The 24,834-nt window shown below is 38.3% G+C and carries 26 protein-coding genes; all 26 read left to right on the plus strand.

Going from position 1 to position 24,834, the window contains the following annotated elements:
- Nucleotides 1-150: 150 nt before the first annotated feature.
- The 26 genes from fsa (at nt 151) to ABE34_RS00635 (ending at nt 24,831) form a co-directional block, all read left to right on the plus strand.
- A complete protein-coding gene (fsa, locus tag ABE34_RS00510; protein WP_197139659.1) occupies nt 151-801 on the plus strand; it encodes a fructose-6-phosphate aldolase in 651 nt (216 codons plus the stop codon).
- A 63-nt stretch (nt 802-864) separates the two neighbouring features.
- Complete coding sequence (locus tag ABE34_RS00515; RefSeq protein ID WP_197139661.1) at nt 865-2,151, plus strand: UDP-N-acetylglucosamine 1-carboxyvinyltransferase; 1,287 nt, start codon at nt 865-867, stop codon at nt 2,149-2,151.
- 95 nt (nt 2,152-2,246) lie between these two features.
- Nucleotides 2,247-3,206 carry a class II fructose-bisphosphatase gene (glpX, locus tag ABE34_RS00520; protein WP_079559386.1) on the plus strand — a complete coding sequence of 320 codons (960 nt, stop codon included), beginning with the start codon at nt 2,247-2,249 and terminating at the stop codon, nt 3,204-3,206.
- A 331-nt stretch (nt 3,207-3,537) separates the two neighbouring features.
- Nucleotides 3,538-4,821 (plus strand): transcription termination factor Rho, encoded by a 1,284-nt coding sequence (gene rho / locus ABE34_RS00525; protein ID WP_053484460.1) that lies wholly within the window; start codon nt 3,538-3,540, stop codon nt 4,819-4,821.
- 200 nt (nt 4,822-5,021) lie between these two features.
- A complete protein-coding gene (locus tag ABE34_RS25740) occupies nt 5,022-5,108 on the plus strand; it encodes a zinc-ribbon domain-containing protein (RefSeq protein WP_430982150.1) in 87 nt (28 codons plus the stop codon).
- Between the two features lie 88 nt (nt 5,109-5,196).
- On the plus strand, nt 5,197-6,003 hold the full coding sequence (locus ABE34_RS00535) for a hypothetical protein (RefSeq protein ID WP_197139665.1): 807 nt from the start codon (nt 5,197-5,199) through the stop codon (nt 6,001-6,003).
- Nucleotides 6,004-6,166: 163 nt separating this feature from the next.
- Nucleotides 6,167-6,370, plus strand: coding sequence for a 50S ribosomal protein L31 (rpmE, locus tag ABE34_RS00540; RefSeq protein ID WP_010857976.1), 204 nt, complete (start codon nt 6,167-6,169; stop codon nt 6,368-6,370).
- A gap of 238 nt (nt 6,371-6,608) precedes the next feature.
- Nucleotides 6,609-7,181: a thymidine kinase gene (locus ABE34_RS00545; protein ID WP_197139666.1), complete on the plus strand. Its 573-nt coding sequence runs from the start codon at nt 6,609-6,611 to the stop codon at nt 7,179-7,181.
- A gap of 263 nt (nt 7,182-7,444) precedes the next feature.
- Nucleotides 7,445-8,521 (plus strand): peptide chain release factor 1, encoded by a 1,077-nt coding sequence (gene prfA / locus ABE34_RS00550; RefSeq protein ID WP_079559395.1) that lies wholly within the window; start codon nt 7,445-7,447, stop codon nt 8,519-8,521.
- A complete protein-coding gene (gene prmC / locus ABE34_RS00555) occupies nt 8,508-9,368 on the plus strand; it encodes a peptide chain release factor N(5)-glutamine methyltransferase (protein ID WP_197139667.1) in 861 nt (286 codons plus the stop codon). Before prfA ends, prmC begins: the two co-directional genes overlap by 14 nt.
- Before the next feature lie 44 nt (nt 9,369-9,412).
- On the plus strand, nt 9,413-10,024 hold the full coding sequence (locus ABE34_RS00560) for a stage II sporulation protein R (RefSeq protein ID WP_197139668.1): 612 nt from the start codon (nt 9,413-9,415) through the stop codon (nt 10,022-10,024).
- 101 nt (nt 10,025-10,125) lie between these two features.
- A complete protein-coding gene (locus tag ABE34_RS00565; protein ID WP_197139669.1) occupies nt 10,126-11,160 on the plus strand; it encodes an L-threonylcarbamoyladenylate synthase in 1,035 nt (344 codons plus the stop codon).
- Nucleotides 11,161-11,418: 258 nt separating this feature from the next.
- On the plus strand, nt 11,419-11,916 hold the full coding sequence (locus ABE34_RS00570) for a manganese efflux pump MntP (RefSeq protein WP_197139670.1): 498 nt from the start codon (nt 11,419-11,421) through the stop codon (nt 11,914-11,916).
- A 24-nt stretch (nt 11,917-11,940) separates the two neighbouring features.
- Complete coding sequence (locus tag ABE34_RS00575) at nt 11,941-12,381, plus strand: low molecular weight protein arginine phosphatase (RefSeq protein ID WP_197139671.1); 441 nt, start codon at nt 11,941-11,943, stop codon at nt 12,379-12,381.
- Nucleotides 12,382-12,389: 8 nt separating this feature from the next.
- The gene (locus tag ABE34_RS00580) at nt 12,390-13,673 is read left to right on the plus strand and encodes a methyl-accepting chemotaxis protein (RefSeq protein WP_197139672.1); all 1,284 of its coding nucleotides are present in this window, start codon (nt 12,390-12,392) and stop codon (nt 13,671-13,673) included.
- Between the two features lie 1,053 nt (nt 13,674-14,726).
- Nucleotides 14,727-15,164, plus strand: a complete 438-nt coding sequence (gene rpiB, locus ABE34_RS00585) for a ribose 5-phosphate isomerase B (RefSeq protein ID WP_079559803.1) — start codon at nt 14,727-14,729, stop codon at nt 15,162-15,164.
- A gap of 102 nt (nt 15,165-15,266) precedes the next feature.
- The gene (locus tag ABE34_RS00590) at nt 15,267-15,809 is read left to right on the plus strand and encodes a TIGR01440 family protein (RefSeq protein WP_197139674.1); all 543 of its coding nucleotides are present in this window, start codon (nt 15,267-15,269) and stop codon (nt 15,807-15,809) included.
- Between the two features lie 60 nt (nt 15,810-15,869).
- Entirely contained in the window at nt 15,870-17,111 is a 1,242-nt protein-coding gene (glyA, locus tag ABE34_RS00595; protein ID WP_197139676.1) for a serine hydroxymethyltransferase, read from the plus strand.
- Nucleotides 17,112-17,428: 317 nt separating this feature from the next.
- Entirely contained in the window at nt 17,429-19,579 is a 2,151-nt protein-coding gene (locus ABE34_RS00600) for a bifunctional diguanylate cyclase/phosphodiesterase (RefSeq protein ID WP_197139678.1), read from the plus strand.
- A gap of 125 nt (nt 19,580-19,704) precedes the next feature.
- A complete protein-coding gene (gene upp / locus ABE34_RS00605; RefSeq protein WP_197139680.1) occupies nt 19,705-20,334 on the plus strand; it encodes a uracil phosphoribosyltransferase in 630 nt (209 codons plus the stop codon).
- 207 nt (nt 20,335-20,541) lie between these two features.
- Nucleotides 20,542-21,663, plus strand: coding sequence for a non-hydrolyzing UDP-N-acetylglucosamine 2-epimerase (gene wecB / locus ABE34_RS00610; RefSeq protein ID WP_276569468.1), 1,122 nt, complete (start codon nt 20,542-20,544; stop codon nt 21,661-21,663).
- Between the two features lie 516 nt (nt 21,664-22,179).
- Nucleotides 22,180-22,551: an ATP synthase subunit I gene (locus tag ABE34_RS00615; RefSeq protein ID WP_197139682.1), complete on the plus strand. Its 372-nt coding sequence runs from the start codon at nt 22,180-22,182 to the stop codon at nt 22,549-22,551.
- 36 nt (nt 22,552-22,587) lie between these two features.
- Nucleotides 22,588-23,310, plus strand: a complete 723-nt coding sequence (gene atpB, locus ABE34_RS00620; RefSeq protein WP_197139684.1) for a F0F1 ATP synthase subunit A — start codon at nt 22,588-22,590, stop codon at nt 23,308-23,310.
- Nucleotides 23,311-23,374: 64 nt separating this feature from the next.
- On the plus strand, nt 23,375-23,599 hold the full coding sequence (gene atpE, locus ABE34_RS00625) for a F0F1 ATP synthase subunit C (RefSeq protein WP_132360362.1): 225 nt from the start codon (nt 23,375-23,377) through the stop codon (nt 23,597-23,599).
- A gap of 177 nt (nt 23,600-23,776) precedes the next feature.
- On the plus strand, nt 23,777-24,298 hold the full coding sequence (gene atpF / locus ABE34_RS00630; protein ID WP_197139685.1) for a F0F1 ATP synthase subunit B: 522 nt from the start codon (nt 23,777-23,779) through the stop codon (nt 24,296-24,298).
- Complete coding sequence (locus tag ABE34_RS00635; RefSeq protein WP_197139686.1) at nt 24,295-24,831, plus strand: F0F1 ATP synthase subunit delta; 537 nt, start codon at nt 24,295-24,297, stop codon at nt 24,829-24,831. Before atpF ends, ABE34_RS00635 begins: the two co-directional genes overlap by 4 nt.
- Nucleotides 24,832-24,834 lie beyond the last annotated feature (3 nt).

The raw sequence follows: 24,834 nt of genomic DNA on the forward strand, positions 1-24,834 counted from the left end.
CGAAAATTTAAATAATAGGCTTATCACCATAAGTGGGTATAGTAAATTGTTTGCCGTTCCAACTGAATGGTCCTAAGAAAGCACCCAGTCAGAACGGAAATCAACTTCAAGTAGGATGATGAGTCAAAACAGTGATTAGGAGGAAAAATAATGAAATTTTTTATAGATACAGCAAACTTTGAAGAGATTAAAGAAGCACACGCATGGGGTATTTTATCAGGTGTTACAACAAACCCATCGTTAGTTGCAAAAGAAGAGAATGTTTCTTTCCATGATCGACTTCGTGAAATCTCAGAGCTTGTAGATGGCTCAGTGAGTGGGGAAGTAATTGCTCTAGATGCAGCAGGTATGATTAAAGAAGGCTTAGAATTGGCTGAAATTGCTCCGAATATTACAGTTAAACTGCCAATGACTCCAGCTGGCTTAGAGGCATGTCGCTTCTTTGCAGACAAAGGTATTAAAACGAACGTAACATTAATCTTTAGTGCCAACCAAGCATTAATGGCTGCTCGTGCAGGTGCTACATATGTATCACCATTTATCGGTCGTTTAGATGATATGGGTCAAAACGGTGTAGAACTAATTGAAACGATTGCAGATATTTTCACAATCCATAATATCGATACGCAAATTATTGCTGCATCAGTTCGTCATCCGCAACATGTAACAGCTGCAGCACTTGCAGGTGCACATATTTCGACTACTCCTTTTAAAGTGTTAAAGCAACTTTTCAATCATCCACTAACGGAAAAAGGAATTGAAGGATTTTTAGCGGATTGGAATAAGAGAAAAGGCGAATAATAAGATTATATAGTGAGCCAATTGCAGAAAAAATTACTTTCCAATCATGAGGGAGAACGCGAAATGGATGTTTATAAAATTACAGGCGAAAATCGCCTACAGGGTACAATAAAAGTAAGTGGTGCAAAAAATAGTGCAGTCGCCTTAATTCCAGCATCAATTTTGGCGAACTCTCCAGTGACAATTGGAGGGTTACCAGAAATTTCTGATGCGTGGACGTTAAAGGCATTATTAGAGGAAATCGGTGGGGAAGTGTCATTTGAGGATGGCATAATGACAATTGATCCAACGGAAATGATTGCTTTACCATTACCGAACGGCAACGTGAAAAAACTTCGTGCTTCCTATTACTTAATGGGAGCCATGCTTGGTCGCTTTAAAAAAGCTGTGATTGGTTTACCGGGAGGCTGCTTCTTAGGGCCGCGTCCTATTGACCAACATATAAAAGGCTTTGAGGCATTGGGTGCGAAAGTTACGAATGAGCATGGAGCGATTTATTTACGTGCTGATGAATTAATTGGTGCCAAAATATTTTTAGACGTTGCCAGTGTGGGAGCAACGATTAATATTATGTTAGCTGCTGTTCTTGCAAAAGGACGTACGGTTATTGAAAATGCAGCAAAAGAACCAGAGATTATTGATGTAGCAACTCTTCTTACTAACATGGGAGCTAATATTAAAGGTGCGGGTACTAGTGTTATCCGTATTGAAGGCGTAGAGGAGCTTCATGGTACGGAGCATACGATTATTCCAGATCGTATTGAAGCTGCTACGTTTATGATAATGGCTGCCGCTTTAGGTGAAGGCATTACTATTGATAATGTTATTCCATTGCATTTAGAGGCGATTATTGCAAAGCTTCGTGAAATGGGTGTGAAAATCGAAATTGATGAAGAAAGTATTTTTGTGCCCAAAACGGACCTATCCACATTGCAGGCCATTGATGTGAAAACATTAGTGTATCCAGGGTTCCCGACTGATATTCAGCAACCACTTTCTGTATTAATGTCTCAAGCATTTGGTTCCTCAAAGATAACAGATACGATTTATACAGCTCGATTTAAGCATATTGATGAACTTCGTCGTATGAATGCCATTGCACGCGTTGAAGGAAATACAGCTATTATTACAGGCCCTAATAAACTACAAGGTTCAACTGTAACAGCTACAGACCTTCGTGCTGGTGCCGCATTAGTATTAGCAGGACTTTTAGCTGAAGGTGAAACAGAAATTCACGATATCTATCATATTGAACGTGGATATAGCTCACTTATTGAGAAATTACGTGATTTAGGCGCTGATATTCGACGTGAAACAATAATGGCACGCGTAGCAGAGACAAAGGAATAATGAGAGCTAAAAGTTTTGAACTAACTATGTTACAATAGAGGTAATTTGAATGTTTCGGCGAAGAAACATGCCGATAACGGGAGGCAAATAAGACAATGGAACGTAGTTTATCGATGGAAGTAGTACGAGTAACAGAGGCAGCAGCAATCGCATCCGGGAAATGGATGGGACGCGGTTTAAAAATTGAGGCAGATGATGCAGCAACGACAGCGATGCGCGTAATGTTCGATACAATTCCAATGCATGCTACAGTAGTGATTGGTGAAGGCGAGATGGATGAAGCACCAATGCTTTATATTGGTGAAGAGCTTGGCTTACGCAATGGTGGTCCTAAAGTAGATATTGCAGTTGACCCATTAGAAGGTACAAATATTGTAGCGAAGGGTACAAATGGTGCAATGACAGTTCTTGCTATTGCAGATAAAGGGAATCTGTTAAACGCGCCTGATATGTACATGGAGAAAATTGCAGTAGGACCAGAAGCGGCTGGTAAGGTAGATATTAACGCTTCTGTTACGTATAATTTATTACAAGTAGCGAAAGCTAAAAATAAAGATATTTCGGACGTAGTAGCTACACTTTTAGATCGACCACGTCACCAAGCAATTGTTGATGAAATCCGAGAAGCTGGAGCACGTATTAAATTTATTCAAGACGGTGACGTTGGAGCAGCTATCAATACTGCTTTTGATGAAACTGGCATTGATATTATGTTTGGTACAGGTGGTGCACCAGAGGGTGTTATTTCAGCTGTTGCTTTAAAGTGTCTAGGTGGAGACTTCCAAGCGAAGCTAGTTCCAGAAGATGCTGAACAGTTAGAACGCTGCGAAAAAATGGGTGTAGACGTAGAAAAAGTTCTTTATTTAGATGACCTAGTTAAAGGTGACGATGCTATTTTTGCAGCGACTGCTGTAACAGATTGTGAGCTATTAAAAGGTGTTCAGTATAAAGGAGCCTACGCATTAACACATTCAGTAGTTATGCGAGCTAAATCTGGAACTGTACGATTTGTAGAAGGTCGTCACGCTCTTGATAAAAAACCTAGCTATAAATAAAATTTTCTTCTAAAATATACCTAGTGCATCTTTTTTGCACTAGGTACCTTCTTCTAAATTTTCAACCATCCCATAGTTTTATAAGGCTAAGTTATGCTTCAATGTTTTGCCTAGTTAATTGAAGTATCTATCGCCCTGCTTAATTTCTAACGAACAACTGAAAAAGCTGACAGATACGAAAAGATTATCTTTATCTTCATGTAGCAAAATGCTATTGTATTGAAAGTAAAGTGTAACAATTACGCCAAGGTGATATAGGCCTATCGCAAAAAACTTCTATGATAACCCCAAAAATGAAAATTATATTTTGAAAAAGACTGGAGTTGTGCACATGTCTGCATTGACAATCGCTCAATTAGAAAACATGACGTTAAAGGAGCTTTATGCCCTAGCACGCCAATATAAAATTTCATATTATAGCAAGCTAACGAAAAAAGAATTAATATTTGCTATTTTGAAAACTCGTTCTGAGCAAGAAGGCTATTTCTTTATGGAAGGCGTACTAGAAATTGTTTCGCAAGAAGGCTTTGGCTTCCTTCGACCAATTAACTACTCTCCAAGTAAAGAGGATATTTATATTTCTGCTTCTCAGATTCGTCGTTTTGACCTACGAAATGGGGACAAGGTATCTGGTAAAGTACGTCCTCCTAAAGAAAATGAGCGCTATTATGGACTACTACAAGTAGACGCTGTTAACGGTGAAGACCCAGAAGTAGCTAAAGAACGTGTGCATTTCCCTGCACTAACGCCTTTATATCCTGATCGACAAATTAAGCTTGAAACTACACAGCGCAATTTATCGACGCGTATTATGGATTTAGTGGCACCTGTAGGCTTTGGGCAGCGTGGATTAATCGTTGCACCACCAAAAGCGGGGAAAACATCATTATTAAAAGAAATCGCGAATGCGATTACAACTAATTATCCAGATGCAGAGTTAATTGTATTACTAATTGACGAACGCCCTGAGGAAGTAACTGATATTGAACGTTCAGTGAATGCTGATGTAGTGAGCTCAACTTTCGATGAGGTTCCAGAAAATCATGTGAAAGTTGCAGAAATTGTGTTAGAACGTGCACGCCGCTTAGTTGAGCATAAGCGTGATGTAATTATTTTAATGGATTCTATTACACGTTTAGCACGAGCGTATAACTTAGTTATTCCTCCGAGCGGTCGTACGCTTTCAGGTGGTATTGACCCTGCTGCGTTCCATCGACCAAAACGATTCTTCGGTTCTGCACGTAATATTGAAGAAGGCGGTAGTTTAACAATTTTAGCGACTGCTTTAGTGGATACAGGATCTCGTATGGATGAGGTCATTTATGAAGAATTTAAAGGAACAGGTAACCTAGAGCTTCATCTTGATCGCCAATTAGCAGAGCGTCGTATTTTCCCTGCGCTAGATATCCGCCGCTCAGGTACACGTAAGGAAGAGCTTTTGCTTGAGCCTGAGCAACTTGAAAAGCTATGGGCAATTCGTAAAACATTCTCGGACGCACCTGATTTCGCGGAGCGCTTCATGAAAAAATTACGTACAACAAAATCGAATGAAGAATTCTTTGAAAAGCTAAATGAAGATATGAAAAAAGCTACTAAAGGCAAAGGCCTACTATAATCATGAATCACCATTGACTAGTAATAGTCGATGGTGATTTTTTTACCATTACGCGCTTTTCTAGTCTAAAAACTGAAGTTATTTCTATAAATCTGCAAAGTATTCATCTAAGGTTGAATAAATAATAGTAACCAAATCTATTATTTTACAATTTTTAGTTGTATAATTTTGTTATAATATATGGGTAATGGGTATTGTTAGTGGAATTTTGCACAAATTGCGGGGAGCAAAATAGTGAGGAAGTATTGTTTTGTGCATACTGTAGTAAAGTTGCAATCGAGCTATAAAGAAGGTTCCACTAGTTATGAACATAAAAAAGAAAGAAGTCTTTTCGTCTTACAAACGAAAAAGACAAAATGTTAATGAGGTGTACATATGAAAAACTGTTTAGCATGTGGTCATGCACAGGATGACGGAAGATTTTGTGGGAAATGTGGAGCTCCGATTGAAAATGCTGCACAAGAACGAGCAGCAACAACGCATAGCATGAGTGATGAACAATCAAACTCACAATATACGCAGACTGCTCAGAGAACTACGCAAAGTAATGAGCAAATTGAATTAATTAAAAAGCAATCTAAATTATACGTTAATTATTTTGTAGAACAATTAAAAATGCCATCTGCAAATTTTAATGTAGAAGCTACTTGGAAAAATAGTATTATTAGTATGATTATCTATGTTGTATTAACAGCATTATCAGTATTCACATTAATAAACCAAATCTTTTCCGGAGGGTTTGGTTTCTTTGAAAGTATTGGTCCATCCTTCATTCAAGTATTTTTTTACATGTCATTATTCATTTCTTTACTAATAGCAATAAGTATCTTTGCTATATTTTTAACGGCAAAATTATTTTCGGAAAGTCTAAGTTTTACAAATGTTATTAGTAAAATAGGAAACTATTATACTCTACCTATAGCTATTATGATTTTAAGTATTTTATTAGGATTGTTGAAATCATTCTCGTATTCAACAACGATGATATACATTGGATTTGCGTTAGCTATTGGTATTATCCCTATGTTTGTCATGATTAAGTTGTTAAGTAATAAATCTAAAAACATTGATAGTTTTTACGGTTTCGTTTTCTATTTAGTAGTAACAGTTATTTTATCTTCGATTGTTCTCTCATTTATGATAGACTCTGCAATCGGAGAAGTGTTTAAATTTTTTAAATAGGTGATCGTTAATCCATTCAAAACTATTGTCAAATGTATATTTTATATGGTAATATTGCAAGGTATGCAACGTGTACATATGTAGCCGACATATTCGGGCTATGTAAGGTACAGTTCGATAATACTCTGTTCCAGATGGTTCAGGGCGAGAGGAGAAAACGAATATGAAACAAGGAATTCATCCAGATTACAAAGAAGCAACAGTAACTTGCTCTTGTGGTAATACTTTCAAGACTGGTTCAGTAAAAGAAAACATCGTTGTCGAGTTCTGCAACGACTGTCACCCATTCTATACTGGCCGTCAAAAATTCGCGTCTGCTGATGGTCGCGTGGATCGTTTCAACAAAAAATACGGTCTTAAAAACTAATGTTAGTTTAATACCTGCCAAGCATGTGCTTGGCAGGTATTTTTTTCAGTATAATCACATATGCCTCAGCATAATTGCGTCTGGAAGCGGCATTGTGCATGCACAAAGAACGCCTTTAAATCCGCATTCATCTCGCCGTCAATAGAGGTGGGAAACAACTACTGAAAGAAGTTAAAGAAATACGTTGATGCGAGTCTTTTCAGTATCCAGCTCGACATGAAGAAAGGGAGAAGACAAAATGGCACAGCTATATTTTAAACATGGTGCAATGAACAGTGGTAAATCCATAGAAATTTTAAAAGTTGCGCATAACTATGAAGAACAACAAAAACCTGTAATGATGTTTACACCAGGCATAGATACGCGAGATGAAGTAGGCTTTATCTCAAGTCGAGTAGGCTTACGTCAACAAGCCATTCCTGTTAATGATGATACAAATATTTTTGAGCTAGTAAAAAACAATGCTGTAAAACCATACTGTGTACTTGTTGATGAAGTACAATTTCTTAAAAAAGAACATGTTTTGCAGTTAGCATATATCGTAGATGAGTTAGATATTCCAGTTATGGGCTTCGGTCTAAAAAACGATTTCCAAAATGAGCTCTTTGAAGGCAGTCAGTACATGCTTACATATGCAGATAAAATTGAGGAAATGAAAACGATTTGCTGGTTCTGTCATAAAAAGGCGACAATGAATTTACGTGTTGATGAAAGTCGAAAGCCTGTTTATACAGGGGATCAAATTCAAATTGGTGGGAATGATTCCTACTATCCGGTGTGTCGTAAATGTCACGCACATCCGCCGCTATAAGGCAAAATGCTCCAGTTGATAGAACGAGGAAAAAGTAGCATACATGCGAAGATTTCCTTATACTAAGTAGTGGAAACAGGCGTGTTGATTAAGAAAAAAAGGTTTATTATGCTCGCAGGATAGCGAGTAGCCCGTAGCGGAAATCAGAGCCTTCTAATTAATTAGGGTGGATAAAAATGCTTAATCGACACACTTGTAGTGGAAATAAAGAGTGTTCATACTTTAAGAGGAAATTTATAAAAAACTAAATAGAGGTGAAATCCATGTTCGATCGATTACAAGCAGTAGAGGATCGTTACGAAAGGTTAACAGAGCTTTTAAGTGATCCCGATATTGTAAATGATAATAAAAAATTACGTGAATATTCTAAAGAACAATCAGATATCCAGGAAACTGTAGATGCATATCGTGAATATAAAAGTGTAAAAGAGCAATTAGCGGATACACGTGAGATGCTAGATAACGAAAAAGATCCTGATATGCATGAAATGGTGAAAGAAGAATTCAATCTTCTAAAAGAACAGCAAGAAGAGTTAGAAGAACGTTTACGTATTCTATTAATTCCAAAAGATCCTAATGATAATAAAAACGTTATTATGGAGATTCGCGGGGCAGCTGGTGGAGACGAAGCGAATATTTTCGCGGGTGATTTATTCCGTATGTACTCTCGTTATGCAGAGACACAAGGCTGGAAAATTGACATAATGGAAGCGACGCCAAACCCAATGGGCGGCTATAAAGAAGTTATTTTTATGATTAACGGTCAAGGCGCATATTCAAAATTCAAATTTGAAAATGGCGCACACCGTGTACAACGTGTACCTGCAACAGAATCTCAAGGGCGTATTCATACATCGACAGCGACAGTAGCTTGCTTACCTGAAGTTGAAGAAGTAGATGTGGATATTCATGAGAAAGATATCCGAGTGGATACATTCGCATCTTCTGGTGCTGGTGGTCAATCGGTAAATACAACGATGTCAGCTGTGCGTATGACCCACCTACCGACAGGTGTTGTTGTTTCGATGCAGGACGAACGATCACAAATTAAAAACCGTGAAAAGGCAATGAAAATTCTACGTGCTCGTGTTGCTGATATGTATTTGCAAGAAGCACAAAAGGAAATCGATGCTACACGTAAATCAGCTGTAGGTTCAGGCGATCGCTCTGAGCGTATTCGCACATACAATTATCCACAAAACCGTGTAACAGACCATCGTATTGGTTTAACGATTCAAAAACTAGACCAAATCGTCGAAGGTAGACTAGACGAAATCATTGATACGCTCATTTTAGAAGAGCAAGCATCGAAGTTAGAGCGATTAAATGATGACCTATAATAATGTAATGGAGGCCCTTCAATGGGCTTCTTCTTTTTTAGTGGATAATGGTCGTGAGGAAACAGCGGCACGTATTGTCATGCAGCATATACTTGGCACTAGCTATTCAGAAGTAATGTTACACCTTCAAGACGCATTAACAGCTGAACAGCAAGAGAAATTTAAAGAACTTATCGAAGAGCATGCGAGTGGACGACCTGTACAGTATTGCATCGGTAGTGAAGAATTTTATGGCCGTTCATTTATTGTCGATGAGTCAGTACTTATTCCTAGACCGGAGACCGAAGAATTAGTACTTGGAACGATTAATCGTATGAACAAAATTTTTAAAAATCAAAACTTGAAGCTTGCAGATATCGGTACCGGTAGTGGTGCAATCGCTCTTTCTATGAAGCTAGAATGTCCAGAGCTAACAGTCGTAGCCACTGATTTATCTGAGGCTGCTTTATTTACAGCACAAAAAAATGCACAAAGATTATCGGCGGATATTGATTTTCGACTAGGGGATTTAACGAAACCTCTGTCAGGTGAGAAGTTTGATATCGTTTTATCGAATCCACCGTATATTGCTTTTGATGAAGCAAAAGAGATGTCAAATACTGTGCTAGAGCATGAACCACATAGTGCTCTTTTTGCAGAAGAAGACGGACTCATTTTATATAGAAAATTGGCTGAACAGCTTCCACCTCTTATGAATAAACCAGCCCTCATTGGTCTTGAAATTGGATATACACAAGGGGAGCAGGTCGCTCAATTCTTTAAAAATAGTTTTCCGCAGGCTACAGTTTCTATAGAAAAAGATATAAACGGTAAGCCCCGAATGATTTTTTGTGAAATTCATGTATAAAGTATCTACTTCTTGCCCACAATGTGGAGCAAGGAGGGATTTTTATGTTAAACGAATACAAGATTATTAGATTACCAAAACAAAATATCTTTTTAGCTTTTGCAAGATTAGTAGTAATTGCGATTTCTTTACAATTATGTATTTTATATATTCCAACATTAGTAGGGTTTGCGAAAGAAGCTAGCAATCAAGAGCAAGAAAATGATTTTCGTATACGCGTGATTGCTAATAGCAATACGACACAGGATCAGCTTGAAAAGGAACAGCTTGTCCAAAATTTAAAGCCGTATTTTAAGCAAGTAGTTGCTAGTGCTGGAGCTAAAACTGTGGATAACGAGCAAATACTTTCATTAAAAAAAGAAATTGAAGCAGAAATTAAAAATAATTATCCACAGCTGCATACACAAGTTGTAATTGGGGATAACTTATTTCCACCGAAGAGACATAACGCAGTACTTTATCCACAAAATTTATATCAATCGATTGTCGTGAAAATCGGTGATGCACGTGGTGATAACTGGTGGTGTAGCATATTCCCATCGATTTGTGAGCCCGATAAAGATGAACAGAAAGAAGAAATAAAAGAAGAAATAAAAGAAGAAAAGGAACCAGTTACATTTTTTATATGGGAATGGATTAAAGGTTTTTTTGAATGAATTGTTCGCGAATTCAGATAACTTATGCACAATTTTTAATAAGTTATAAACATTATGTGGATAATTCAGTAAAAACGAATAATTGAAGGAAGGTTTTAATTATGGAAACCGTTTGCAAAATTGTGGATAGAAATGCGAAAAGTCAGACAAATTATGCACAGGCTGTGGATATCTTAAATGCAGGTGAGGTTGTGGCATTTCCAACAGAAACGGTTTATGGGCTTGGAGCTGTTGCAACAATTGATACAGCAGTCAAAAAGATATTTGAAGCAAAAGGTCGTCCTTCAGACAATCCGCTAATTGTCCACATTGGCACGAAAGAGGAAGTTGAACTCTATATCGAGCATATTTCAGAAGTAGCAAAAAAATGCATGGATTTATTTTGGCCAGGTCCACTGACACTTGTCATGCCTGTAAAGCCAAATGTGCTGGCAAACAGTGTGACAGCTGGTCTTACGACTGTCGGCATCCGCATGCCAGATCATCCAGTTGCACTCGACTTACTGCATCAATTAAAAAAGCCACTTGCTGCGCCGAGTGCTAATCGTAGTGGGAAGCCGAGTCCTACAGAAGCTATACATGTTCAGGATGATTTGGAAGGGTACATACCTTATATTTTAGATGGAGGTACTACTGGGATCGGGCTCGAATCCACGGTGTTAGACGTTACACACGAACCTCCAGTAATTTTGCGTCCAGGTGGAATTACAAAAGAAATGTTAGAGGCTAAAATCGGTCCAGTACTTCAACCTTCAAAAACAGAGCAGAAATTAGAGACTACTCCGAAAGCCCCTGGTATGAAATATACACACTATGCACCTAACGCCCCTGTGCTATTAATTGATTGTGAATTGGAGAAAGTTCATAAGGCTGTACTTCAATTACAAACACAAGGACATAAAGTAGCGTTACTTGCACCAGCTAGTTTTGTTGACAGCAAGGCTGATTATTATTTCTCAGTAGGAGAAGCTGGTAGTAAAGAAGAGATGGGTGCGGCATTGTATCATGCCCTAAGAGCTTGCGATAAAACAGCAGCTACAATAATCCTAGCGACTACTACATCGACTGAAGGAGTAGGGGCTGCAATTATGAATCGACTTGAGAAAGCAGCTGGCGGGAAATGGTATACTCCGTAAATAAACTACCTGTAAAATAGTATGTTAGAGGTAACTCTGGCATACTATTTTTTTGTATTAATCAGTGGGGTTACTACTTAGATTTTTGTACTTGAGCTATGTTTGTAGAAAGTATAGAGAGTTTTTACTATAGTGGTAGCCGATTGTTTTTTTTGTTAGAGTGACTTTTAGCACCATGTTGTAAGGAAATTGTATTATGATAATACTGTATTTTCGAGCATAAAATGATAAAATATTAGAGAGCGAAGGAGTGCCTTCTTGCAGGGAATTCTTGCGGGTATAATAACGTCTGTAGATGTGATTGGCTTATATGTATTACTGCCAAATGTTAAGTATCGATTTTTTTTATCAGTATGGACAGCTGCTTTGCATATGCTTTTCCCACTATTAGGCTTCGAATTAGGAAGCTATTTAATGCGTTTCCTCTTAGAATGGGGACAATGGATATCAAGTATTTTATTATTTTGTATGGGCTTACACTTGCTATTATTTTCGCGGAAAGATGAAAAAGTTACAATTTCACCAATACTTTTAGCCGTGACCGCAAGCCTAGATACCTTTTCAGTAAGTGTTTCATTTGGTATGCTAAACTTAGAGAAAATGGTATTTATTATAAGTGCGGGTGTCAGCGCACTTATTTGCTCTTATGGGTCATTAGTCATTGCGCGTAAAAGTCAGACGTTACTTGGCAATAAATTTCAAATCATAACAGGAATTTTTTTCATTATTATGGGTTTCCTAGCTATCCGGCAATAGAAAAATCAGTGGAGGGTGATAAGTATGAAAATACTATTTGTTTGCACCGGGAATACTTGTCGCAGTCCTATGGCAGAGGTTATTTTAAAACATAAACAATTGGACAATGTAGAAGTTCGTTCGGCGGGGATTTATGCGATGCCAAATGCAGAAATGTCTGCACATGCACAACAAGTATTATATGAAGAAAATATGATGCATCAGCATTTAGCAACACAATTATCAATAACTGAAATGGAGTGGGCTGATCTAATTTTAACGATGACAACAGCTCATAAAGATACAATTATTGCTAATTTTCCGAATGCCGAACAAAAAGTTTTTACTTTAAAAGAATATACAAGCGAAGTTAGTGGCGGAAATGTTGTAGATCCTTACGGTGGTAGTATAGGAATTTATAAAGAAACATTTGCAGAATTAACAAAATTAGTAGAACGATTAGCAAAAAAAATTGAAGAGAATTGAGGGTCGCTATGAAAAAGCAGTTTGGTTTACGATTTAAACTGGTATTATTTGTTAGTTTCCTTGCACTAATCACTTACAGTATTAGTTTTATATTTATCGAATATTTACAACCTACCTTTTTCCCAGAAATCAATCGTAAACTGTTTGAAATTTTTACTTATGTGTCAGGGATAGTATGGTCAGGCATTTTGGCTGCAGTTTTCAGTGTAATCTTAATTAAACCTTTACAGCAGCTCGAAAATTCAGCTTCCCGAGTAGCGGAAGGAAAAATTGGACAGGATGTAGAAATGCCGAAAACAAGTGATGAAATTCGTTCTGTCGCAGAGGCATTCCAACAAATGGTGTTAAACTTAAGAGGAATGGTGGAAAGTATAGATAGTAACTTCCAGCAAACCAATCAATCAATTATCCAACTATCTGATGAAGCAGCTATTGCAACAAAAAAAGCAGAGAATATTGCTTCTACAGTAAAGCACATTTCTTCAGGTGCAGAGACATCTGCAACGGCAGTCCAAGATACAGCCGAAGCAATTGAAGATGTACGAGCCCTTGCTACGGAAGTCAATAGTAGAGCAGAAGCATCGGCAACACAATCCAAAGAGATTCTACATAATTTAACGACAACAACAAATGCGATTGAAACGTTAGTAAATAGTATTCAACAAATTGCAGCTGGCAATAATGAGGCGTTAGAAAGCATTCATCTTCTAGAGGAAAACGCCGGACAGGTAGAACGCATCATTAGCCTAGTTGGCGATATTGCAGCACAAACAAATTTACTAGCTTTAAATGCTTCTATTGAGGCAGCGCGTGCTGGAGAACATGGAAAAGGTTTTGCGGTTGTAGCAGAAGAAGTTCGTAGCTTAGCGGATGAAAGTGCGAAAGCAGTACAAGGCATTACAACCCTTATTCAATCAATGCAACAAAACGTTGAGGTTGTAGTCAAACAAATGAATCAGCAAGTGGCATTTGCGACAAAAGAAGCTGCCCGCGTATCAGAAACGACAACAGCCGTAGAAGGGATGTCTTCAAGCGTACACGAAATGGCAACAGCCATTGTGGGAATTTCTTCCTTGATCGAACAACAAATGCACAATATCGAAACAACTGCCCGTCAATCCCGAGAAGTGGCAGCCATCGCAGAAGAAACGTCAGCTGGCGCACAAGAAGTACGCAGCGCAGCAGAAGAACAAGCATACGCCATTGAGCAAGTAGAAAAACTAGCAGAAGGCCTAAAGAAACAATCAGAAGAACTCCACAAAATGATTCAACAATTCGATAGACAAGCCTAAATGCGAAAATAATAGACTGTAGATAAACTCAGATGAAGTTTGAGTTTACTACAGTTTTTTTGTTGGGGTGAGGGGTTTGTGTATGGTGGCTTTGGAGTGAGTGGGGAGTGATGGAATGGTGTTGACGGATAGAAAAGCGGAAGCGACGGATAAAGATAGGAGAGCGACGGAAAGAAAAGCGAGAGCGAAGGATAGTCGGCTGAGCGACGGAAAGAAAAGCGGAAGCGAAGGATAGTTGGCTGAGCGACTGATAGAAAAGCGGAAGCGACGGATAAAGATAGGAGAGCGACGGAAAGAAAAGCGGAAGCGAAGGATAGTCGGCTGAGCGACGGATAGAAAAGCGGAAGCGCCGGATAAAGATAGGAGAGCGACGGAAAGAAAAGCGAGAGCGAAGGATAGTCGGCTGAGCGACGGATAGAAAAGCGGAAGCGCCGGATAAAGATAGGAGAGCGGCGGAAAGAAGAGCGAGAGCGAAGGATAGTTGGCTGAGCGACGGATAGAAAAGCGGAAGCGACAGATAAAGATAGGAGAGCGACGGAAAGAAAAGCGAGAGCGAAGGATAGTTGGCCAAGCGACGGAGGGAAGAGCTGCACTGTCGGATAGAACCGCCAAAATGCTGGATAGAAAGCCAAAAGTGACGGATAAAACCGTCAAAACGCCAGATCGAGCTTCAACCTAAAAAGAATTCACACCACGTCACGCCCCGCCGCACCCCACACCCCCGCCCACATCTACCCACAGAACCGTACCACATCATCAAATCCTGGTAATACATAGAAAAAATACTGATATAGTATGTCCACTGTAATTGAAAAAGGAAACAAACTTTAGAAGATAGAATATTACAACAAAATGCCGTTATCCGAATTTATCAACATGATATTCACAGTATCCACAGGAAAACAGTCTTGAAAGTGAATGATTTTATGTTGATTTACAAGAAATGTTCGTCTTTTAGGAGAAATCAGCATAAAAATGCAAGAAAAATCATGTTATTCTTGGGAGAGAAGTGGTACACTAGTGTTGACTATAATTTCGAAAAGAGGGAACCCAGTGAGAATAGCAATTTCTTCTGATCACGGAGGCAATAACTTACGTCGTGAGATTATGCAGCTGTTAGATGAGCTAAATATCAGCTACGAAGATTTTGGTCCACAATCTGCGGATTCAGTAGACTATCCTGATTATGCAAAACCAGTTACTGAAGGTGTTGCTAGCGGGGAATTTGATAAAGGTATTTTAATTTGTGGTACAGGCATTGGTATGTCTATTGCTGCAAATAAAATTAAGGGGATTCGTTGTGCTTTAGTACATGATTTATTTAGTGCAAAAGCAACGCGTTGCCACAACGATTCAAATGTTTTAGCAATGGGTGAGCGTGTTATTGGGCCAGGCCTTGCACGTGAAATCGCTAAAGTATGGCTTGAGACAGATTTTGAAGGTGGTCGTCATACGCGACGCGTTGAAAAAATCGCTGAACTTGAGCAATAAAAAGCAATTAAGTTTGCTTACATTTGTCCTATGCTAGAAAGTTCTTCAAAGAGCTTTTTAGTTGTGGGACATAAATAATTTAGAATTAAGGGGCTGAGCATAGTGGTTGTACAACAAATACGAACACATTTGACTCAGTTACTCAGTGAATTTGAAGAGCAAGTAACCCTACGACCGAATACTATTTTTGTCGTAGGTTGCTCGACATCTGAAGTGATTGGTCAGAAAATTGGCACAGCAGGCGCGCTTGAAATTGGAGAGGCGATTTTTGAGCCGTTGCAGGCATTTGCCGAGAAACATCAACTACATCTAGCGTTCCAAGGGTGTGAGCATATTAATCGTGCTATTACTATGGAAGCAACAACGGCAGAACGTTTTGGTTATGAACCGGTAACAGTTGTACCAGTTCGTACTGCAGGTGGCTCGATGTCCGCTTATGCGTTTACGCAATTTGCAAATCCAGTTGTAGTGGAAGCTGTGCAAGCAAATGCAGGTATTGATATTGGTCAAACTCTTATTGGTATGCATTTAAAGGCAGTAGCTGTTCCGGTTCGTACTTCTGTGCGAATGGTAGGGGAAGCGGTTGTAACAATTGCAACAACACGTCCAAAGCTAATTGGCGGAGAGCGTGCAGTGTATAAATAAAATTACCTTTGAAAACAGTGGTATACAAATAACGATTATACTTAGGAGGCTTTTTCAAACATGGCATACGAAAAATTAGCAGTACAAGACAAAGCAGTATTAGACGGAATTCTTGCGGAAAAAAAACGTCAACAAGCAAATATTGAGTTAATCGCATCAGAAAACTTTGTATCAGAAGCAGTAATGGAAGCACAAGGTTCTGTTCTAACAAATAAATATGCTGAAGGTTATCCAGGTAAACGCTACTATGGCGGTTGTGAACACGTAGATGTTGTGGAAGATATCGCACGTGATCGTGTGAAAGAAATTTTTGGTGCAGAATATGCAAACGTACAACCACACTCTGGTGCACAAGCAAACATGGCTGTATACCACACAATTTTAGAACCAGGAGATACAGTACTTGGGATGAACCTATCTCATGGCGGCCACTTAACACACGGATCTCCTGTAAACTTCTCAGGTATTCTATATAATTTCGTTGAATATGGCGTAACAAAAGATACTCAAGTAATCGATTATGAAGATGTACGCCAAAAAGCGCTAGAACACAAGCCAAAACTTATTGTAGCGGGTGCATCTGCATACCCACGTGAAATCGATTTCTCTAAATTCCGTGAAATTGCTGATGAAGTGGGAGCATATTTCATGGTGGATATGGCACATATCGCTGGTCTTGTAGCTACTGGTGAGCACCAATCACCAGTGCCATACGCTGATTTTGTGACATCTACAACACATAAAACATTACGTGGCCCACGTGGTGGATTAATCCTTGCTTCGAAAGAATGGGAGCAAAAGCTTAACAAATCTGTATTCCCAGGTATCCAAGGTGGACCATTAATGCACGTAATCGCTGCAAAAGCAGTTGCATTCGGTGAAGCATTACAACCAGAATTCAAAGAGTATGCAAAACAACTTAAAGCGAATGCTAAAGCTTTAGCAGAAGTATTAATGGCAGAAGGCGTTGAAATTGTATCTGGCGGTACGGACAACCACTTATTACTTCTTAATGTGAAATCGCTTGGCTTAACAGGTAAAGTAGCAGAGCACGCACTTGATGAAGTAGGGATTACAACAAATAAAAATACAATTCCTTACGATACAGAATCTCCATTCGTAACTTCTGGTATCCGTATTGGTACACCGGCAGTAACATCTCGTGGCTTCAATGAGGAAGACATGAAAGAAGTTGGGGCAATTATTGCTACAGTTCTTAAAAATCCAGAGGATGAAGCAGTTAAAACTGAAGCGAAAGCTCGGGTAAAAGCTTTAACGGACAAACATCCATTATACGTATAATTTAATAGAAGATAAGGCTGTGGTTAAAGTGGTACTTTGCACTTTAATCACAGCTTTTTTTATTGGCTCTGCTGCCAGCCGCTCTCACGGACGCCCGCGCCCGCGGAATGGAACTCAATCACATGTTTCGATGATCAGTTATTTTTCGCAAATGGAAATAAAATACTTTTATTTTTGAATTTATTTACATAAACTTAGTATAAAAGGATATAGTATAGAAGAGTGAGACAGATAATGTCCTTGTGAAAAAAGGATTTTTTATAAAAGTGACAATTTATTGAATTTTTATGTACAATGTAAGAGGGAGGAGGGGCTGTATGGTTACTAAAACGATGTCCATAGAAAATGAAATACTATTAAATACAATTCGTAGGTTAGGAGATCATTCTAAAGAAAGCTACGTTATTTTTGATGCGACAAATAATCATTGCGTATTGGAATGTAATGATTCTTTTTGTACGCTGACAAATACTACACGTTCGGAAATAATAAATAGCGATTATTTTGCATGGTTGTCAAACGAAGAACAGACAACTGTTGAAAAGATTAAACAAAAAATACATAGTGGAGTTTTGGTACAAGCAAAATTGCACCATAGTTGCTTCGATAAACCTCTTTTTTGGGCAGAGGTACAAGCACTCCCATTTCAAAATAATAAAGATGAAACATTATTTGTTTTAGTACTAGTGAAGGATGTTACGTACTATCACAATGTGGAGTTTTTAATGCGCCTTGAGAATGCTATGTACGAAGCGATTGAGAAGGACAATTCCTTTGATAAAAAGATGAGCATTGTTTGCAGTGGTTTAGATGAATTTTTTATGCCGAATATATCAAGTATGGTACTTGTCAAAACGGAGGCAAATCAGTTACAGATTTTTAGAGGGAACGACAAAACAAAAAGTTTACCCGATTGTTGTGAAAACAATGAATTTTTTAAGAGTGTTATGCAAGGGGAGAAGTCCATTCTAGTGAAAAATTTGGATGATATTGATATTCCAATAGAATATAAAAGATTTGCCAAATCATCTAAAAAGTCATTTGGGTGGTTTATGCCAATATACAATCAACAACAGCAAGCAATTGGATTGTTTGCAATATTGTTAGAACAACATGGTAGTGACCGGAAGTTCCTTGAATATATGTTTCGAAAAATTGGTGCTCTTGTTGCGTTGGCATATTCGTATGCAAAAACACAAAAAAAGATATGGGATTTAGCCTATGTCGATATTACAACGGGGCTACCTAATCGACACGGTTTTTTAAATAAGGTAGAAAAAGAGTGTAGTCAAAATGGGAACATCAAAATCTTAAAGCCAAGCGAATTCCATCATATTGTTGAGTTATATGGACGTGAAGCGGGAGATGAGCTGTTAAGACAAATTGCCAAACGTTTAAATGAAGAGAAGTATGAGCGTAACGAATACATTGCTAGATTTACAAGCTCTAGTTTAATCATGTCCAATGCAACAGCTGATGAAGATTTCTTCTATTATGAAAGGCGCATTAAAGAGATTATTCGTCAGCCTTTTATTATAGGTGGTAAGAACATTTATATTACGCTAAAAACGGGTATTGCCTTATATAACGATGAGATCAAAATGGCTGATGCGATTCGCTTTGCGGATAATGCTGTATCCTTTGCTGCCAATAAACCGGGTACTCATACGGAAATATTTACACAAGAAAGAAACGATGTACTTGAGCGGCAGATGACCGTGTTAAACCATTTGGCACAGGCATTAAAAAATAAAGAAATCTCGGTGAATTTGCAGCCAAAGGTAGATTTGCGGACAGGAGAAATTCATAGTATTGAAGCGCTTGCTCGCTGGATTTCTCCAAAACTAGGATTCGTGTCACCGGCAATCTTTATTCCAGTGGCAGAAAGTGCAGGAAAGGTACGCGAAATAGATGTTCAAATATTAGACTTGGTTCTTTCGTGGTTAGCAGAGCGTAAGAGTTTAGGGAAAAAATTAGTGAAGGTGGCAGTCAATATTTCGCCTGATCATTTTTACTATGCTAATTTTGTACAGGATACATTGGGGCTCGTTCGGAAATATGATATTGATCCGAAATACATCATTTTAGAGGTGACAGAAAATATTGGCCTAGTTGATTTTCAGACTGCTTTTTCTATTATCCAGGAATTAAAGGGCTACGGCTTTAAAACTTCGGTGGACGACTTTGGTACAGGCTTTTCATCTTTAAGTTATTTACAAAGACTGCCATTTACTGAATTAAAAATAGATCGTACCTTTATTAATGCTATTGATGATGGTGCGACACTCGCTATTGTCCGATCCATTATTCAATTAGCATTAAACCTAGGAATGACTTCGGTCGCAGAAGGTATTGAAAACAAAGAGCAAGTTGAGATTTTACGTGCACTCGGCTGTACAGTAGGACAAGGATATTACTATTACAAACCAATGACAATAGAACAAGTAGATGCAATACTTGATGAATAATTGCTAGTATATGTAGAAAACATTCTTGAAAAGGAGTTGTCCCAAATTTATTTTTGAGACGACTCCTTTTTTCTGTTATACTAGTTGAGATAAAAATGAATCCGAACGGTTAGGAGAGAATCCCTTTGAGCAAAGTATACGTATTTGATCATCCACTAATCCAACACAAGTTAACTTATATTCGTGATAAGAATACAGGAACTAAAGAATTTCGTGAGCTAGTAGACGAAGTGGCAACATTAATGGCATTCGAAATTACACGTGATATGCCAGTAGAAGAAATTGAAATTGAGACACCAGTTACTGTTGCTAAGACAAAAGTACTTTCTGGTAAGAAACTTGCGATTGTCCCAATTTTACGTGCAGGTATTGGCATGGTAGATGGTGTATTAAATCTAATCCCAGCTGCTAAAGTTGGTCATATCGGTCTTTATCGTGATCCAGAAACGTTAAAACCAGTAGAATACTATGCAAAACTTCCAGCAGATGTAGAAGAACGTGATTTCATCATTGTAGACCCAATGCTTGCAACTGGTGGATCAGCAGTGGAAGCGATCAACTCACTGAAAAAACGTGGTGCGAAAAGCATTAAATTCATGTGCTTAATCGCTGCGCCAGAGGGTGTAAAAGAAATTCAAGAACATCATCCAGATGTAGATATTTATATTGCTGCACTTGATGAAAAATTAAATGACCATGGCTACATTGTCCCTGGTCTAGGTGATGCAGGCGACCGTCTATTCGGTACAAAATAATACTGAACACTTTTTTGTTAATTTCGTTTAGTATGTAATTTTTAGGAAACTTATAACTATAGAGAGCGTCCTTCATTATTGAAGGACGTTTCATAGTATGTTAGGCGAATTACTTCTATTAAAGTTCGACACTTGCCTCATATGACGCAGATCAATGGAAGTAAAGCACTTTTCATACAAATATAACAAAGGACGGTGCGAATCGTTTTGACGAAAAAATGGAAAGTAATGACGATTTTCGGTACGAGACCAGAGGCTATTAAAATGGCCCCACTAGTATTGGAATTACAAAAACATCCTGAGCAAATAGAATCGATTGTGACGGTAACAGCCCAACATCGCCAAATGCTCGATCAAGTTTTAGAAACATTTAAAATTACACCTGATTACGATTTGAATATTATGAAGGATCGTCAAACATTAATTGACGTGACGACGAATGCTTTACAAGGCTTAGACAAAGTCATGAAAGAAGCAAAACCGGATATTGTTTTAGTACATGGTGATACAGCAACGACTTTCATTGCAAGTCTAGCTGCATTTTATAACCAAATTGCTATCGGTCATGTGGAAGCGGGTCTTAGAACTTGGAATAAGTATTCACCATACCCAGAAGAAATGAATCGCCAGTTAACAGGTGTTATGGCTGACCTTCATTTCGCACCGACAGAAGTATCAAAGAAAAATCTTTTAGATGAAAATAAAAATCCTGATACTATCTTTGTCACTGGTAACACAGCGATCGACGCATTAGCTACAACAGTAAGTGAACATTACACACATCCTGTCTTAGACAAAATAGGCACAGACCGTATGATTTTATTAACAGCGCATCGTCGTGAAAATCTAGGTGAACCTATGCGTCATATGTTCAGAGCAATTACTAGAATTTTAGAAGAGCATGAGGATGTACAAGTTGTTTACCCAGTTCATATGAATCCAGCTGTACGAGAAATAGCGAATGAAATTTTAGGAGATCATAAGCGTGTTCATTTAATTGAACCTCTTGAAGTGTTTGATTTCCATAACTTTGCGGCTAATTCTTATATGATTTTAACGGATTCTGGTGGTGTCCAAGAGGAAGCACCTTCATTAGGTAAACCAGTTTTAGTACTAAGAGATACAACAGAGCGCCCAGAAGGTATTGCAGCAGGGACTCTAAAGCTAGCAGGAACGGAAGAAGAAACTATCTATTCTCTAGCTAAACAATTAATAGAAGATACAAATGCTTATGAAGCAATGTCAAAAGCGTCAAATCCTTATGGTGATGGACATGCTTCTGAGTATATTGTGAAGGCTCTTTTAGGATTTTTACAAAAAAGCAAGTAATATCCCTTTTCAGAAATGAAAAATGAGTCTATTGTACTAATCTTGGTAGGCGGGCTAATTTGCGAGCATATATGTGTCGCAAATTAGCTTTTTTTTGCATAAACGTTAACTATGATTTTGAAACTATGAATTTTCATACACAAATTTGTCAACAATTTGACAAGAGTATAGTGGCTGTGAAGTTTTTCTACTTTACTAATTGACTTCAAATATCTCCTATTGTATGCTTACAAAGGGTAAGAATGATAAGGGTTTCTATTCGTAAATAGAGGTTGAAACACTTGTTACATCAAGTTTCTACTAAATTGACAGTTCAAACCAAAAGCTGTCGATTTGCAACGTTTTGTGCGTTTCGGGGTGTAAGATTTTTTGGGATTTACACCTGTGATTTCAAAATGACGCTCTCCCGTTACTATTCCGCTGTGAGTAGTGTTTTTCACTGCTCTTTTCTGATTTCACATAGTGGTCAGCAAATGTTTCTTTACTCGAAAAAATGATTCAGGAGATTATAAACCAATGCTAGATTTGCATCACATTTTTGCTGTGCAGAAGAGAGCGTTATTTTTTTTGCTCGCACTCTGTGCATTAGGCTGGGGATTTACGCCCTATCAGACGGTTTTTGCGGGCATCGCAATCGGTGCATTCTTTGGTACGTATAATTTTTGGATTCTTGTTCGCCGTATGGAGAAGTTTGATCGATCCATTAGTGAAGGGAAGAAAATAGGCTCACTTGGTACAATGCTTCGCTTTGGGTCGGGTGTGGCGGCAGTCGCTCTAGCCATTTCGTTGCCAAACTATTTTCACTTAATTAGCACGGTCATAGGGCTAATGATTCCGTACGTTTTTCTCTTTGTCGAGAGAATTGTGTCACATGTAAGGAACCGCTAATGTGCTTTAAATTAGAAAGAGAGGTGAAAAATAACAATGAATCATGAAGCTCCATTGCAAGTGGTTGATTTTGGTCTTTTTAAACTAACATTCAACCTTTCAACTGTAATGATGTTACTAGTTGCAGCTGTAATCGTTTTCTTAATCGCATTTATCTCAACTAGAAGCCTTAAGTTAAAACCTACAGGTATGCAAAACTTTATGGAATGGATTATGGATTTCGTAAAGAACATCATCAAAAGCAACATGGACTGGAAAACTGGTGGCCGATTCCATATTTTAGGTATCACGTTAATTATGTTTATCGCTGTATCTAACTTATTAGGTCTTCCGTTCTCTATCGCCTATAACGGCGAACTTTGGTGGAAATCTCCTACAGCTGACCCAACTGTTACAATGACGCTTGCAGCAATGATTTTAGCCTTAACGCATTTCTATGGTATTAAAATGAAGGGGACAGGCCATTATGTTGGTACATTCTTCAAACCAATGTCATTTATGTTCCCGCTAAAAATTGTTGAAGAGTTTGCGAACACTTTAACATTAGGTCTTCGTCTTTACGGTAACATTTATGCGGGTGAGATTCTACTTGGCTTAATCGCAAGTTTAGCTGTTACGGGTCCAATGGGATTCGTCGGAGCAATTGTTCCAATGATGGCATGGCAAGGTTTCTCTATTTTCATCGGCTTTATCCAAGCCTTTATCTTCACAATGTTAACAATGGTTTACATTGCTCATAAAGTGAGCGATGACCATTAATATAAAGCATAAATTTTATGCTTAAACCAAAAAAAACAAACAATTCCAAGGAGGAAATTTTCAAATGACAGGTTCATTAGGTTTATTAGCAGCAGCAATCGCAATCGGTTTAGGTGCACTTGGTGCAGGTATCGGTAACGGTCTTATCGTTTCAAAAACAGTAGAAGGTATCGCTCGCCAACCAGAAGCTCGTGGCGTTCTTCAAACTACAATGTTCATCGGGGTTGCATTAGTTGAAGCCCTACCAATCATCGCAGTAGTAATCGCATTCATCGTAATGAACAAATAATTCAGTTGTATACTGAATTCTAGTGGCGAAGCAGAAATCTCTAGATGAAACTTCGCCCTTCATTTTGGAACTGATAAAAGCTATGTGTAAATATAGCTTTTTAAAATAGGTAGTTTTTCAAGTAATTAATTAATTTATTATGTTGAAGTCAAAGCTCTTGAAGGGAGTGAAACAATCGTGTTTTTAGATAATCTTGTACTAGGCAGCGCTAGTGCCGGTTTCAACGGTGGTGACATCGCAGCAACATTAATCATTTTCTTAGCATTAATGTTTTTACTTAAAAAGTTCGCTTGGGGTCCACTTATGGGCATCATGCAACAACGTGAAGAATTAGTAGCTAGTGAAATCGAAGCAGCTGAAAAAGCTCGCAAAGATTCTCACCAATATTTAGAAGAACAAAAGAGCCTTCTTAAAGAAGCTCGTACGGAAGCACAATCGATTGTTGAGGGCGCTAAGAAGCAAGGCGAAATGCAAAAAGAAGAAATTCTTACTGCAGCTCGCAATGAAGCAAACCGCTTAAAAGAATCGGCTTTACGTGAAATTGAGTCTGAAAAAGAAAAAGCTATTGCAGCTGTACGTGATGAAGTCGTTTCATTATCTGTACTTGCAGCATCTAAAGTCCTTAGCAAAGAGATTTCTGAGGCAGACAACCGTGCTCTAATTGAAGAGACGATTGCGAAGGCAGGGGAAGCTCGATGAGTAATTCAACTGTAGCAAAACGTTACGCACAAGCGCTTTTTGAATTAGCGCAACAAAAAAACATTCTTGCTGAAGTTGGAGCAGACTTAAACGAGCTAACAAAAGTAGTCAAAGAATCTCCTGATTTTTTAACACTTTTAAATGCTCCTAAGTTCTCTATCGAACGTAAGAAACAAATGGTAGCTGAAATCTTTGCAAGTGCAACGCCAGAGGTTTTACACACAGTTCAACTACTTGTTGAGAAAAAACGTGTAAACGATGTGAAGCTTATTGCGAACGCATATGCTGAGCTTGCTGCACAGGCACAAGGTTCTGCAGATGCAACAGTATTCTCTACTCGTGCACTTTCTGCTGAAGAAAGCGCTAATATTTCTACAACATTTGCGAAACTTGTAGGGAAACAAACATTAAACATTACAAACGAAATTGATCCATCACTTCTTGGTGGTATTCGTGTTCAAATCGGTAATCATATTTATGATAGCTCAGTAGCGAACAAGCTAGAGCGCCTAAAACGTGAATTAATCGGTTAATAA

Origin of the sequence: Lysinibacillus sphaericus, assembly GCF_015844675.1 — a bacterium.
GTDB lineage: Bacteria > Bacillota > Bacilli > Bacillales_A > Planococcaceae > Lysinibacillus > Lysinibacillus sphaericus_E.

Coding starts and splice junctions, on each gene's coding strand:
- atpB (WP_197139684.1), top strand. CDS start 22,588: ATGAATCATGAAGCTCCATTGCAAGTGGTTGATTTTGGTCTTTTTAAA.
- glyA (WP_197139676.1), top strand. CDS start 15,870: ATGGCATACGAAAAATTAGCAGTACAAGACAAAGCAGTATTAGACGGA.
- ABE34_RS00580 (WP_197139672.1), top strand. CDS start 12,390: ATGAAAAAGCAGTTTGGTTTACGATTTAAACTGGTATTATTTGTTAGT.
- ABE34_RS00545 (WP_197139666.1), top strand. CDS start 6,609: ATGGCACAGCTATATTTTAAACATGGTGCAATGAACAGTGGTAAATCC.
- fsa (WP_197139659.1), top strand. CDS start 151: ATGAAATTTTTTATAGATACAGCAAACTTTGAAGAGATTAAAGAAGCA.
- ABE34_RS00515 (WP_197139661.1), top strand. CDS start 865: ATGGATGTTTATAAAATTACAGGCGAAAATCGCCTACAGGGTACAATA.
- atpE (WP_132360362.1), top strand. CDS start 23,375: ATGACAGGTTCATTAGGTTTATTAGCAGCAGCAATCGCAATCGGTTTA.
- ABE34_RS00615 (WP_197139682.1), top strand. CDS start 22,180: ATGCTAGATTTGCATCACATTTTTGCTGTGCAGAAGAGAGCGTTATTT.
- rpmE (WP_010857976.1), top strand. CDS start 6,167: ATGAAACAAGGAATTCATCCAGATTACAAAGAAGCAACAGTAACTTGC.
- prfA (WP_079559395.1), top strand. CDS start 7,445: ATGTTCGATCGATTACAAGCAGTAGAGGATCGTTACGAAAGGTTAACA.
- rho (WP_053484460.1), top strand. CDS start 3,538: ATGTCTGCATTGACAATCGCTCAATTAGAAAACATGACGTTAAAGGAG.
- prmC (WP_197139667.1), top strand. CDS start 8,508: ATGATGACCTATAATAATGTAATGGAGGCCCTTCAATGGGCTTCTTCT.
- ABE34_RS00560 (WP_197139668.1), top strand. CDS start 9,413: ATGTTAAACGAATACAAGATTATTAGATTACCAAAACAAAATATCTTT.
- ABE34_RS00575 (WP_197139671.1), top strand. CDS start 11,941: ATGAAAATACTATTTGTTTGCACCGGGAATACTTGTCGCAGTCCTATG.
- glpX (WP_079559386.1), top strand. CDS start 2,247: ATGGAACGTAGTTTATCGATGGAAGTAGTACGAGTAACAGAGGCAGCA.
- ABE34_RS00600 (WP_197139678.1), top strand. CDS start 17,429: ATGGTTACTAAAACGATGTCCATAGAAAATGAAATACTATTAAATACA.
- ABE34_RS00635 (WP_197139686.1), top strand. CDS start 24,295: ATGAGTAATTCAACTGTAGCAAAACGTTACGCACAAGCGCTTTTTGAA.
- ABE34_RS00565 (WP_197139669.1), top strand. CDS start 10,126: ATGGAAACCGTTTGCAAAATTGTGGATAGAAATGCGAAAAGTCAGACA.
- ABE34_RS00535 (WP_197139665.1), top strand. CDS start 5,197: ATGAAAAACTGTTTAGCATGTGGTCATGCACAGGATGACGGAAGATTT.